The sequence below is a fragment of the Nocardia sp. NPDC059228 genome (assembly GCF_042754245.1).
Lineage (GTDB): Bacteria > Actinomycetota > Actinomycetes > Mycobacteriales > Mycobacteriaceae > Nocardia.
Genome location: NZ_JBHZAL010000012.1, coordinates 1 through 12,638 on the forward strand (window position 1 = coordinate 1; position 12,638 = coordinate 12,638).

Sequence of the window (12,638 nt, forward strand, 5' to 3'; positions counted from 1 at the left end):
GAGCGCGCGGGCGCGCAGCTGCCGAAGATCTTCCAGGTCAACTGGTTCCGGCGCAGCGCCGACGGGAAGTTCCTGTGGCCCGGCTTCGGCGACAATGTGCGCGTGCTGAAGTGGGCCCTGGAGCGCCTGGACGGTGCGGCCGAGGCCGTCGAAACCCCGATCGGGTATGTGCCGGCCCCGGACGCGCTGGATCTGAACGGTCTGACCGACGCGCAGCGTGACCTCACCGCCGCCGCGCTCGCGGTGAACGTCGACGAGTGGGTGAACGAAATCGGTTCGATTGACGAGTGGTACGCCACCATCGGCGGCAACCGACTGCCTGAACAGCTACGCGAACAACTCGCCGCGCTGAAAACCCGCCTCGCCGAAGAACGTTCGACGGACGCCGCCGGGGCGCGCTGATCGTGAGGGCTCTGCTGCCGACCTGGTCGGATTGGAGACCGGCGGTCCGCTCCCCCGGTGCCGACCTGTTGTCCGGATTGATCGTCGCGCTGGTGGCATTGCCGCTGGCGCTGGGCTTCGGCATCAGCTCCGGCCTCGGCGCGGCGGCCGGTATCGCGACGGCGATCGTTGCGGGCGTGGTGGCCGCGGTGTTCGGTGGCTCCCGCTTCCAGGTGTCCGGGCCGACCGGGGCCATGACGGTGGTTCTGGTACCGATCTTCCACCAGCACGGCGCGAGTGGGGTGCTGGCCGTGGGGCTGCTGGCCGGCATCGTGCTGGTGGTGCTCGCGGTCGCCGGGGTCGGGCGCGCGGTGCGCTACATGCCCGCCCCGGTGATCGAGGGCTTCACCGCCGGAATCGCGGTCGTCATCGCCCTGCAGCAGTTCCCCTCCGCCCTCGGCATCGCCCACGCGCACGGCGAGAAGGTGTGGCAGTCCGCGTTCGACGCGGTACGCCACTATGCCGCACAGCCGCACCACGCGACGCTCGCGACCGCGCTGATCGTGGCGGCGATCGTACTGATCGGCGGCCGGTACCTGCCCAAACTGCCGTTCGCGCTGATCGCGGTGGTGATCGCCACCGTCGCCGCCAAAATGTTCGATCTCGATCTCACCCCCATCGGATCGGTCCCGGCCGGATTGCAGGCTCCCACACTCGGATTCGTGCATCTGGACCAACTGGGCACGCTGATCGCGCCCGCGCTGGCGGTGGCCGCCCTCGCGGCGCTGGAGTCGTTGCTCTCGGCGACCGCCGCCGACGGCATGGCCGTCGGCACCCGCCATGACCCGAACCGCGAACTGTTCGGACAAGGGCTGGCAAATATCGCCGCACCCCTGTTCGGCGGCGTCCCGGCCACCGGCGCCATCGCCCGCACCGCGGTCAACGTGCGCTCCGGCGCACGCACCCGGCTCGCGGCGCTCACCCACGCGGTCGTGCTGGCCGCGATCATCTACCTCGCCGCTCCACTGGTCGCCGATATCCCCTTGGCCGCGCTCGCGGGCGTCCTGCTCGCGACCACCGTGCGCATGGTGGAGACCGCGTCGCTGGCGGCCATCGCCCGCGCCTCGAAAGGCGATGCCGCCATCATGGCGGTAACCTTCCTGGTCACGGTCGCGCTGGACCTGGTGACCGCGGTCGCCGTCGGCGTCGGCATCGCGGTGCTGCTGGCACTGCGCTCGGTCGCGAAAGAGGCCCGGCTGCAACGGCTTCCGCTGGACATCCCGGCCGACGACACCGATCATCTGGCCGCGGAACACGACCTGCTCCACGACCACATCGTGGCCTATCGCATCGACGGTCCGCTGTTCTTCGCAGCCGCCCACCGGTTCCTGCTCGAACTCGCCGAGGTATCCGACGTGCACGTGGTCATCCTGCGCATGTCCCACGTCACCGCCCTCGACACCACCGGCGCACTGGTACTCAAGGACGCCATCGGAAAACTCGAGCACCACGGCATCGCGGTCCTCATGTCCGGCCTGCGCGACGACCACCGCCGCTGCCTCGGCGCGATCGGCGCCCTGCCGGTCGGCGGTGACAGCAGCATCTTCGCGCACACGCCGGACGCCATCGCCCGTGCTCGCTGCTACCTGCCCGACCCCGTGAAAGCACCCTGCCCATGACCGAACGTACGACACCGACACTCGCACAGCGCATCCGGTACATCAGCGGCGGCACTCTACCACCGTCCATGTCCGACTGGGTGATCAACGACCTCACCGGCCCTGGCGCGGCCCGCCGCTACCTGCTGCGCATCCTGATCCCGATCATTCCTCCCTTGTGCCTGTTCCTGCTCATCCCCGGACCACTCTGGATGGGCCTGGCCATGATGGCACTGCTCTACCTGCCACTGATCTACTTCACCGCCGCCCTCATGTACGTCTACCGCCGCGCCCGCCTCGCCAAACACGGCCTCGATCCGACACTGGCCGATCAACGTGAACGCCAGCGTGCCGCTTCCGACCGCGAGGCCTACGAGCGACGTCACGGCCGGGCCTGAGCCCTGTCGTGAGCCGATCACGTCGGTATTGCCACTGATTGCGAATTTTCCAAGATCAAACATTACGTCCGCTCGAGCCCGTGAGAGTGAGGCACTGCGAGTGACCAGCCATATCGATTCCGGCCAAGGGAACACCGCGGCCAATCGTGGGAGACCCGACTCGAGAGACATGGGTGCCGCGGTGGTCGCGGTCTGGGGCAGCCGCGCCAATCGAACCAACAACTCATGTTGGACGGCCATGGAGGACTACGCCGCGCTGCTCACCGATCGCACGGTGCTGCGCGGCTCGGCCGTCCCGTGCACGACGGGCCGGCCGCATTCGGTCGCCGCGCGGATCGCGAAACTCCCTCGACACATCACAGCGGTCTTCCTGATCGGACTAGACGCGCAGAAATCCGCTGCCGTGCAGTCGATCACCACTGCCGCCCGTGGGCGCTTGGTGATCTCCGAAACCGACGCGCTCACCGCGACAGCGGCCGCCGCGGCCGTAACAGCGCTGCGCGCGAAGCGAATCCCGCCGCGGCACGGCAGGCTGGCGGTGGTCGGCGCGGACCGGACACTGCACCTGGCAGCGGCACTGCTCGAATGCGGGGCGGCCGACGTCACCGCGTTGCGCGGCAACGACTTCCATGGGCCCGCAATCCGGAAGCTGATGGTCGACCATGACATCACAGTCGACCTGACCGGACAAGACTCGATATGGGCGGTACCCGCCCGCACGGTCCAGGTTCCCACCGACCCCTTCCGCTTCGCCGCACTGGCTCTACCCGGGCTCCTCGGCGCACTGTCCGGACACGGCACAAACCACGTCACTGTCGACGCGCTGGCCGCCGCCGCACGGGCACTCACACTCATCACCCCCGTCGACCGCGCCCTGCCCGATATTCGCGATCACCGGCTGGTCCCTACGGTCGCGCGGCATGTGAGCAGAATTCTCGGCACACCCACCGACGGCAGCCCCCATACGCACCCGTAAGGCATCGAGCCGCCGTACCCGCTCGTCAGCAGGGAGGATTTCGTGATCACCCCCAACCGATTCCGGTCATGCCACCCCCGGTCCGGTGTTCCGAAAGCCACGTCCACCCCACTCGGCAAATCGGACAGAGACAGGCGCATGAAGGTGATCTCCGACCTCGAGCGGAATATCAACGTACTCGAAATCCCCGAACTGGGGTACTCGACGATCTCTGATCATGCCGCGGTGCACGTGCTGAACTCGACCAGCTTGGCCGTCGTCATCCTGTGCGGACACAATGCCCACATCATCGAGCGCACCATCCGCGCCCAGGACTACGGAGCCATCGACATCCACATCCACATCCACCAGGACATCATCACTGTCACCATCTGACCGACCTCCGGCCGTTGCACTGTGACCGACCAGGACGTCACGCGGGCCGCTATCGAGTCCGTTTTCACCCGAACCGAAGGGGATACCCCGGAGGAGTACCCCTTGGAAACGAACGAGTTTCAGAGCTGGGACGGGACGCAGACGGGACAGCGGCCATCCCGCGATCCAAGAAATCGCCTCTGATCAGGCGAGCTTCAGGCTGCGGCCGATGATCTCCTTCATGATCTCGGTGGTGCCGCCGTAGATGGTCTGGACGCGGGCGTCCATGTACGCCTTGGCAATCGGGTATTCGCGCATGTACCCGTAGCCGCCGTGCAGCTGCAGGCACTTGGTGATGAGGTCGACCTGCTCCTCGCTGGACCACCACTTGGCCATGGCGGCCTCCTCGACGGTCAGCTTCCGGTCGTTGAGCAGCTCGATGCAGCGGTCCACGAACACGCGCACGGCGGTGGTCTTGGTGGCCAGCTCGGCGAGCACGAAGCGGGTGTTCTGCTGAGCGCCGATCGGCTTGCCGAACGCTTTGCGGTCGCGCACGTACTGGCAGGTCAGGTCCAGGCAGGCCTCCATGGCGGCGGCGGCCATGACGGCGATGGACAGGCGCTCCTGCGGCAGGTTCTGCATCAGGTGGACGAAGCCCTGCCCCTCGGTGCCCAGCAGGTTCTTGCCGGGGACCCGAACGTCGGTGAAGGACAGCTCGGCGGTGTCCTGCGCCTTGAGGCCGATCTTGTCCAGATTGCGGCCGCGCTCGAAGCCGGGCATGCCGCGCTCGACCACGAGCAGCGAGAAACCCATCGCGCCCTTCGACGGGTCGGTCTGGGCGACCACGATCACGATGTCGGCATTGATGCCGTTGGTGATGAAGGTCTTGGCGCCGTTGAGAATCCAGTCGTCGCCGTCCTTGACCGCGCGGGTCTTGATGCCCTGCAGGTCCGAGCCGGTGCCGGGCTCGGTCATGGCGATGGCGGTGATGATCTCACCGGAGCAGAAGCCCGGCAGCCAGCGCCGCTTCTGCTCCTCGTTGGCCAGCTCCAGCAGGTAGGGCGCGATCACATCGTTGTGCAGACCGAAACCCAGGCCGGAGTAGAAGCCCTTGGTGACCTCCTCGGTCACGATGGCGTTGTAGCGGAAGTCCAGCACGCCCCCGCCGCCGTACTCCTCCGGCACGGCCATGCCGAGGAACCCCTGCTTGCCGGCCTCCAGCCAGACCGAGCGATCGACGATGCCGTCGTGCTCCCACTGCTCATGCTGGGAAGCCACATGCTGATCGAGAAACTTACGGAACGACTCCCGGAACAGCTCGTGTTCGGGTTCGAAAAGAGTGCGCTCCACGCCAACCTCCTACAGTGACCACATCGGCACCATCGCCTGTGCTCTTTACCGTACTCGAAAGTCGAACGGAGGTTAACTTCACGGGAGAAGAAAGTGGTCCGAACTGCGACAGTCGCCCTTGACGTCGCGGAACGGAGCTGCTGAACCCCGGTAAACCTACCGGGAAATCAGGGTGGTGCTCAGAGGCCGAAGCGGCCCAGGGTGCGGCCCAGCAGGCTGCGACCGCGGTCGCGGTCGCGCTCGGCCAGCAGGAAGTCCAGTTCACCTTCCAGGGCCTTCTTCACCACGGTCTGCAACTCGGTGGCGGCGGCCTCGTGATCCTCGGCGTCACGCCACGGACTGGTGTCGATCGGGGTGCCGAGGGCGTAGTAGAAGCGCTCGGGCTTGGGCACCAGTGTCGGACCGAGACCGCGGATCAGCGGCGGCGTCAGATTCGAGCGCAGGCCCAGGCCCTCGACGGCCTTGCGCAGCGGCAGCATGACCGGGTGATCGCCGTCGAAGACGATGTCGTAGATGTCGTCACCGCCGACCATGGCGATCGGGACGATGGGCGCGCCGGTCGCGATGGCCATCTTGGCGAAGCCGGTGCGGCCCTCCCACAGCAGCTGATACTTCTGCCCCTTGCCGCGCATGGCCTCGCGGCCGCCGCCCGGGAACACCGCCACGGCCTCGCCCTGCTCCAGCAGCGTGGTGCAGTTGTGGCGGTTGCCGCGCACGATTCCCCAGCGGTGCAACACATCTCGCAACCCCGGCACATCGATGAGCACATTCTCGGCGAGCCCCCGCACCAGCCGATCGTGCTGCACCAGAATCTCGTGCGCGAGCAGCGGGGCGTCCGTGCCGCCCGCCAGGCTGTGATTGCCGACGAGCAGCACCGGGCCCTGCTCCGGGAAGTTCTCCATCCCGTAGAAGCGCGGGCTGAACCAGGCCCGCGAGGGGGCGACGAGCAGATCGATGATGCGGCGATCGGCATCGGTGAGATCGACGTGCAGTGGCGCGCCGTCGGTCAGCCCCCTGGGCGATTCGGTGTCGAACCATTGATCGTCATGACGAGACAAGACAAACCCTCCCTGCAAGAACCTTCGATAACGGCATCGTAACGAAAGTCCGCGCAGGTCACCGAATCAGGGTTAGAACAGGTTCGAGCGCCCGAATGAGACAAACTCGGCTTCGAGTGCCGATTTGCCGGAATCGGTGAAGAGGTCATACTCCGGTTTGCCGCGACCCGCCCAGCGATAGATCGGCTCGGCGGTGTGCCAACGCTGTTCCTGGAGTTCGCGTTTGAGCACCTTGTTGGAACCGGTGACGGGCAGATTTCCCGACACCCGCAGCAGCCGGGGCGCACCCTTGCTGCCGAGATCGTCCTGGGCGCTGAGGAATTCGGCGAACTCGGCGGCATTGAACGAGGCCGGGTCGGCCACCTCGATGGCGGCCATCACCTGGTCGCCCGAGCGGGCGTCGGGGACGCCGTAGACCGCGGCGGCAATGACCGCCGGATGCCGTCGGATCACCTGTTCGATCAGCAGCGTCGAGGTGTTTTCGCCGTCGACGCGAAGCCAGTCGCCTTTGCGTCCGGCGAAATAGAGGAATCCGTCCGCGTCGATATATCCGAGATCGCCGGTCCAATACCAGCCGTTCCGCAAACGTTCGGCATCCGCGACATCATTTTTGTAATAGCCCTCGAAGACGAGCGCACCCGCTTTGTCGATCATCTCGCCGACCGATTCGTCCGGATTCAATACACGACCGTATTCATCCAATTCCGCTCGCGCGCAATCGGCGAGGGTCTCCGGATTCACCACCGCCACCCCCGGATGGGCCGGACGGCCCAGCGCCGCGGCTGGCGCCGCCGGGTCGATGGCGGCCAGGGCCGGGCCCTCGCTGGAGCCGTAGCCCTCGAAGAGCTCGGCCCCGAAGCGGCGGCGGAACTCGGCCTGGTCGGCCACCGACGCCTCCGTGCCGAAACCACGGTCCAGGGTGTTGTCGGCGTCCTGCGGACTCGCCGGCGTGGCCAGCAGGTAGCCGAGCGCCTTGCCCACATAGGTGAAGAACGTCGCGCCGAAATATCGCACGTCCGAGAGGAATCCGGAGGCCGAGAACTTCGGGGTGAGGCAGACGGTAGCGCCGTTGGCCAGGGCGGGAGCCCACAGCGCCATGATGGCATTGCCGTGGAACAGCGGCATGCAGCAGTAGTCGACATCCTCGCGCACGTGACCGAACTTGTCGGTGGCCGCGTACGCGATCACCGCCAGGCGGCGCTGCGTGCACTTGACCGCCTTGGAGGTGCCGGTGGTGCCGGAGGTGAACAGCAACAGCAGCAAGGCTTCCGGGCCCGCGTGGGCGGCGGGCTCGACCCGGTGCGCGTCGATCCGCTCGGCGTAGGCCGGATCGTCGACCAGCAGGAACCGCTCGGGTTCCAGGCCGAGATCCAGCCCGCGCAGGCGGGCCATCCCGGCCGCGTCGGTCACGATCAGCTGGCAGTCGACGTAGCGAATGTCGGCCTCCAGCTGGCCGTTTCCGCGCGTCGGGTTGATGCCCACCAGGGTCGCGCCCGCCAGCGCGGCGGCACCCAGCCAGAAGACGAAGTCGGGCACATTGTCCAGCAGCACCCCGATGTGGAAGGGCCCGTCGCGCCGCAGTTCCCGGGCCAGTTCGGCGCGCGCCGCCGACTCCCGCACCACCGCGTCCCAGGTCCAATCCCGGTCGCGGGTCCGCACTCCGAGCCGCTCGTCGCCGAGGCGGTCGAGCAGCATGGTCGCGATGTCCGCGCGACGCCGGGCTTGCTCCGGCGACGCCGCCGGGATCTCCGCCGACACGGCCGAGGGTGCTACTGATAGGTCCGTCATGTCCGATTCGCCTTCCATATGCCGAGTCTCGCCGCTGTCAGGCCGCCGGGTGCACGAGTTCGACGTATTCCCTGGGCAGCTCGTCGAAGGACAGCTTGCGGATCTCCACCGGGCCCGAGTGGTAGGAGTCCTCGCCGACGATCAGGCCGTTCGCGTCGACCGGCCACAGCAGCAGCTGGCGGAAGGTGATCAGGTAGTCGGCGGCGGGATCGTCGACGGGGATGCCGATCTGGGCGGCGTAGGCGCCCGGGTAGATCTGCTTGAGGAAGCCCTCGGTGACCACACATTCGTCGTCCACCAGCAGGCGGTCCAGCTCGAACTCCAGGATGTTGGACTTGCTCTCGACGAAGGCCGAGTAGTAGGCGTGCACGGTGTCCCACCCCTTCGGGCCGACATCCTGGCCCGCGTTCCAGAAGTGGTAGTCCGGTTCCGCGACCAGGGTGCGCATCAGACCGTCCAGGTCGGGGGCGGCCTCGGCCTTCATGTGCTCGATGACGATGCCGAGCACCTGGCGGTGGCGCTCGTTGGTGGTGACGGCCAGCCGCTGCTCGAGCAGCTCCCAGGTCTTGGCCGAATCGACAATCGCCATGGTGTGAATCTCCTTCTCCCGCACCGGTTGTGCCCACCGATCGTCACCGACCGGCGTGACCCGGATCACCCGCCGCCCGTCGCGGGTATCACCGCCTTCACCCGACACCCGTCGGTTCGGCCGGCATGCGGCCCGCCAACTGCGCGGACGAGAGCGTCATGCGCCGGACCGTCAGCACCAGGGTGGCGGTGAACCGGTCCAGCGCCTCGTCCACATCCCAGCCCATCACCGCCTCGACCTGCGCTATCCGCGCGGCCACCGTGCTGTGATGCAGGTGCAGTTCGGTCGCGGTGCGTCGCAGGGTGCCGAAGACGCAGAACGCCTCGAGGGTGTCGACCGCCAGCGCGCCCGCCTCGGTGGCGGCGAACTCGTTGATCCGCATGACATCCGCCGTCCCCAGCAGCCGCTGCACCGGCAGATCCGCGAGCAGCTCCAGCGCCCCCAGCCGCTCGAACGCGATCACCCGCCGCCCGTGCCAGGTCGACGACGCGAATCGCATCGCGCGGCGCGCCTGCTCCCACGAGGTGGCCGCCGCGAACGCCGGCAACCGCTCCCCCACCCCGATCCACGGCCCGCCGGTGCCCGCCTGCGATGCCGGGAACGACTGCGCGACAGCAGCATTCAAGACATCCGACAATCCACGGTCGACCATCGACGGACGCCCCGGCCCGGTCGTGATCGGCACCGCCGAACTCCCGGCCGCGGGCACGAACCGGTCCGAAGCGGCAGCCGGGCGGCGCGTGGTCTCCCCGGCACCACCGGGCGGCGCGAAATCCTGGACCAGCACCGCGGTCGTCGCCCCGATCACGGCCTGCCGCAGGATCGGCACGTGCTCGCCGATGATCCGCACCGCGTCCGCCGCGCCCGGCCCGGCCACCGCCAGCACCCGCGTCGCCCGCGCCGGATCCAGCCCGAGCAACCGCATGGCCCGCACGCGATCCTCACGCCGTTCCTTCTCCGAGAGCACCACTTCCAGCAATGCCGGATCATCCATCCGCAGCGGATTGGCCGCCTGCCGCACCGACACCACGCGCAGGCAGTGCCGTAGCCGATCCAGCACCACGCCGTCCAGCGGATGCGCCGCGGCCGACGGTTGCCCGTGCGGACCCGATGGCACGGCGATCATGCTGTCCCGCTGTCGATTTCGTGGTCCGGCCGACGTCGCACCATTGCGCCGCGGCCGGTCGGATTCCCGCGCGGCGGCCGCGTCCGGCATCACCCGCCGCTCCAGCCAGACGGCGGGATCGGTCCCGACCGCGTCGGCGGGCGTGCCCGCGGCGGGCAGCAGGCGGCCCGCGGCGTCGTAGCGGATCACGGTCCCGGACGGCCAGCTCGCCCCGACCGGGCACTCGGCCAGCAGTGCGGCGGCTCGCACGACCGTGTCGGCATTGGCGGCGGACTCGTCGAAATCGTCGAAGTGCGCGATGACCCGCAATACCGCCGTCGAATCAGCACCGAGCTCGGAGAGCCGCAGCGGGTTCGGGGTCGGCGCAGGCTCCATCCCGCTGCTCCCTCCACTCTGATGGGATATCCCCTCAGACTCGCAACCGCTCGGCCGAATTCGAAGAGAATCGGGCAAAACGTCCAACTGAGTGGGACTCGGGCTCCCCCGCATGGAACCCTTGTCGAACCCTCCCCGCGCACCGGCACCGTCGGCCGGGCACAGCGACCGCCGGCGGCTCAGGCCCGGACGAACAGTCTGAGCGATTCGCCGACCACCGCATCGCGGGTGCGGTGGTCCGGATCGGCCTCGGGGCGCAGCCAGATGGAGGCGTGGTTGAGGATGCCGTGCAGGCAGTGCAGGGCCACCGCGGGGTCGGGGCAGTCGAAGGCGCCGGAATCGATTCCGCGGTCGATGACCTCGCGGAAGAGGCGGTCGTGGCGGCGGCGCATGGCCTTGATGGCGTCGGAGTGTTCGCTCGGCCAGGGGGCGGGGAACGAGAAGAGCTTGCCGACCTCGGGATACAGCACGGTCAGCACATGCAGCTGGGCCGCGATCAGGACCCGCAGCTGCTCGGCGGGCGGCGCGTCGGCGGCGGTGTCCAGGGCCGCGCGGAGGCTGGTCAGGACATCGGCGGTGAGTTTCTCCAGGGCCGCGGACACCAGCGCGTCCTTGCTCGGAAAGTAGTGGTAGAGCGTGGCTTTGGCGATGTCGGTGCGCTCGGCGACATCCTCGAACCGCATGCCCTGATAGCCGCTGCTGGACAGGATCTGCAGCGCGGTCGCGATCATCTCCGCCTTGCGGCGGTCACGCCGGCGTGCCGCGCGCCCGGCGGGGGCGGCATCCTCGTCCACGGTCGAAGTCATCGCTCGATCATAGGCGGCGCTCGGGTCGGTTGTTCCGACCACAAAGACGGTTTCTCGACTAGCCAGATCAAAATTCGACCCGTAGGTTGAGAAATGTGACGGAGACGAGCGCACCCGAGTCCAGCTACTTCCGGCGAGTCGGCGAACACCGATTCGTCCCCACCCGCCATGCGGGCGGCGCATGGGCCGACGACGAACAGCACTTCAGCCCGGTCGGCGGCCTGATCGTGCATGAGATCCTGCGCGCTCGCGCCGATCGCCCGGGTCTGATGCTGAGCCGCATCAGCTTCGACATCCTCGGCCGGATCGGGTTCGAGGAGTTCGAGATCCGCGTCGAGACCGTCCGGCCCGGCCGCACCATCGAGCTGGTGCAGGCCACGGTCACCATCGGCGGTCGCAGCGTGGTGAGCGCCCGGGCCTGGTTCCTGGGCGTCCAGGACACCGACAGCGTCGCGGGCGGCGAACCGGAGCGGCTGCCCGCACCCGATGAGCTGGACTCCTGGGAGCTCGGTTCGCTCTGGTCGGGCGGCTACATCGCCTCCATCGACACCCGGCCGGTCGGTATCCCGCAACCCGGCCGCACCACGGCCTGGATCACCACCTCCCTCGACCTGGTCGCGGGCGAGCAGTCCGAGGCTCTCGCCTCCTACATCGCACTGGTCGACACCGCCAACGGCATCGCGGTCCGGCAGGAGCCCACCAAGTGGATGTTCCCGAACGTGGACCTGACCATCCACCTCTACCGGCAGCCGGAGGGCGAGTGGACCGGCCTCGATACGACGGTCACCTTCGGCCACACCGGGCAAGGGCTGACCAGCACCGTTCTCCACGACGTCCGCGGCGCGGTCGGTTACGCCCAGCAGATCCTGACCGTGCGCCCGCAGCCCTGACCGATCGGGCCCTATAGTCGATGGGCATGACCTTCCACAGCGACAGCGGCACAGTGCCGCCGATCGTCCTGAGCGACGGAAACGCGATTCCGGCACTCGGTTTCGGAGTGTTCCAGGTCGCCGACGCGGAGGCGTTCGACGCCGTCACCGCGGCTCTCCAAACCGGTTACCGCAGTATCGACACCGCCGCGATCTACGGCAACGAGGTCGAGGTGGGGCGCGCCATTCGCGAGTACGAGCTGCCGCGCGAGCAGGTCTACCTCACCACCAAACTGTGGAACTCCGAACAGGGCTACGACTCCACCCTGCGCGCCTTCGACGCCAGCATGGCGCGGCTCGGAATGGACTATCTGGACCTGTATCTCATTCACTGGCCGGTGGCGCAGGCCGGTCGGTTCGTCGATACGTTCCGGGCCTTCCAGACCCTGAAATCCGAGGGCCGGATCCGGTCGATCGGCGTCTCGAACTTCAACCGCGATCACCTCGAGCGCGTCATCGACGAGACCGGCGAAACCCCGGCGGTGAATCAGATCGAACTGCACCCGCACCTGGCGCAGCCCGAGTTGCGGGCCTTCCACGCCGAGCACCACATCGTGACCGAGGCCTGGAGTCCGCTCGGTCGGGGCGCGGATCTGAGCGATCCGGCCATCGTCGAGATCGCCGAGGAAACCGGCCGGACCCCGGCGCAGGTGATCATCCGCTGGCATCTGCAGCTCGGCAATGTGGTGATCCCGAAATCGGTGACCCCGTCCCGCATCCGGGAGAACTTCGATGTCTTCTCCTTCGAGCTGACGCCCGGTCAGCTGGCCCGCATCGACGGGGTCGACAGGGGCAATCGGATCGGTCCCGACCCGGCCACCCTCACCGCCGGCCTGGACGTCTGAGCCCG

13 protein-coding genes are annotated in these 12,638 nt (G+C 68.0%); 7 read left to right on the top strand and 6 right to left on the bottom strand.

Annotated elements, in window-relative coordinates; all coding sequences use genetic code 11:
• The 5 genes from ACFXKA_RS19495 to ACFXKA_RS19515 form a co-directional block, all read left to right on the top strand.
• Positions 1–402, top strand: a 402-nt coding sequence (locus ACFXKA_RS19495; RefSeq protein ID WP_379428285.1) for a phosphoenolpyruvate carboxykinase domain-containing protein, incomplete at its 5' end; no start/stop codon positions are given.
• On the top strand, positions 399–2,060 hold the full coding sequence (locus ACFXKA_RS19500) for a SulP family inorganic anion transporter (RefSeq protein ID WP_379428438.1): 1,662 nt from the start codon (positions 399–401) through the stop codon (positions 2,058–2,060). The genes ACFXKA_RS19495 and ACFXKA_RS19500, both read left to right, overlap by 4 nt.
• Positions 2,057–2,437 (top strand): DUF5313 family protein, encoded by a 381-nt coding sequence (locus ACFXKA_RS19505; RefSeq protein WP_379428286.1) that lies wholly within the window; start codon positions 2,057–2,059, stop codon positions 2,435–2,437. Before ACFXKA_RS19500 ends, ACFXKA_RS19505 begins: the two co-directional genes overlap by 4 nt.
• Positions 2,438–2,606: 169 nt before the next feature.
• Positions 2,607–3,413: a hypothetical protein gene (locus ACFXKA_RS19510; RefSeq protein ID WP_379428287.1), complete on the top strand. Its 807-nt coding sequence runs from the start codon at positions 2,607–2,609 to the stop codon at positions 3,411–3,413.
• A 138-nt stretch (positions 3,414–3,551) separates the two neighbouring features.
• Complete coding sequence (locus tag ACFXKA_RS19515; protein ID WP_379428288.1) at positions 3,552–3,788, top strand: hypothetical protein; 237 nt, start codon at positions 3,552–3,554, stop codon at positions 3,786–3,788.
• A gap of 183 nt (positions 3,789–3,971) precedes the next feature.
• Here ACFXKA_RS19515 and ACFXKA_RS19520 read toward each other — a convergent pair whose 3' ends face one another.
• The 6 genes from ACFXKA_RS19520 to ACFXKA_RS19545 all read right to left on the bottom strand — a co-directional run bounded on the left by ACFXKA_RS19520 (position 3,972) and on the right by ACFXKA_RS19545 (position 10,859).
• Entirely contained in the window at positions 3,972–5,117 is a 1,146-nt protein-coding gene (locus ACFXKA_RS19520) for an acyl-CoA dehydrogenase family protein (protein ID WP_354839688.1), read from the bottom strand.
• 179 nt (positions 5,118–5,296) lie between these two features.
• Positions 5,297–6,175 (bottom strand): lysophospholipid acyltransferase family protein, encoded by an 879-nt coding sequence (locus ACFXKA_RS19525; RefSeq protein ID WP_379428289.1) that lies wholly within the window; start codon positions 6,173–6,175, stop codon positions 5,297–5,299.
• A gap of 72 nt (positions 6,176–6,247) precedes the next feature.
• Entirely contained in the window at positions 6,248–7,870 is a 1,623-nt protein-coding gene (locus tag ACFXKA_RS19530; RefSeq protein ID WP_379428439.1) for an AMP-binding protein, read from the bottom strand.
• Between the two features lie 130 nt (positions 7,871–8,000).
• On the bottom strand, positions 8,001–8,552 hold the full coding sequence (locus tag ACFXKA_RS19535) for a nuclear transport factor 2 family protein (RefSeq protein WP_379428290.1): 552 nt from the start codon (positions 8,550–8,552) through the stop codon (positions 8,001–8,003).
• 97 nt (positions 8,553–8,649) lie between these two features.
• Complete coding sequence (locus ACFXKA_RS19540) at positions 8,650–10,053, bottom strand: PucR family transcriptional regulator (RefSeq protein WP_379428291.1); 1,404 nt, start codon at positions 10,051–10,053, stop codon at positions 8,650–8,652.
• 179 nt (positions 10,054–10,232) lie between these two features.
• Positions 10,233–10,859 carry a TetR/AcrR family transcriptional regulator gene (locus ACFXKA_RS19545; RefSeq protein ID WP_379428292.1) on the bottom strand — a complete coding sequence of 209 codons (627 nt, stop codon included), beginning with the start codon at positions 10,857–10,859 and terminating at the stop codon, positions 10,233–10,235.
• Positions 10,860–10,954: 95 nt separating this feature from the next.
• On the opposite strand from ACFXKA_RS19545, the gene ACFXKA_RS19550 reads away from it, so the two are divergent.
• Both ACFXKA_RS19550 and ACFXKA_RS19555 read left to right on the top strand, forming a co-directional pair.
• Positions 10,955–11,749 (top strand): thioesterase family protein, encoded by a 795-nt coding sequence (locus tag ACFXKA_RS19550; RefSeq protein ID WP_379428293.1) that lies wholly within the window; start codon positions 10,955–10,957, stop codon positions 11,747–11,749.
• 26 nt (positions 11,750–11,775) lie between these two features.
• Positions 11,776–12,633 (top strand): aldo/keto reductase, encoded by an 858-nt coding sequence (locus tag ACFXKA_RS19555; RefSeq protein WP_379428294.1) that lies wholly within the window; start codon positions 11,776–11,778, stop codon positions 12,631–12,633.
• Positions 12,634–12,638 lie beyond the last annotated feature (5 nt).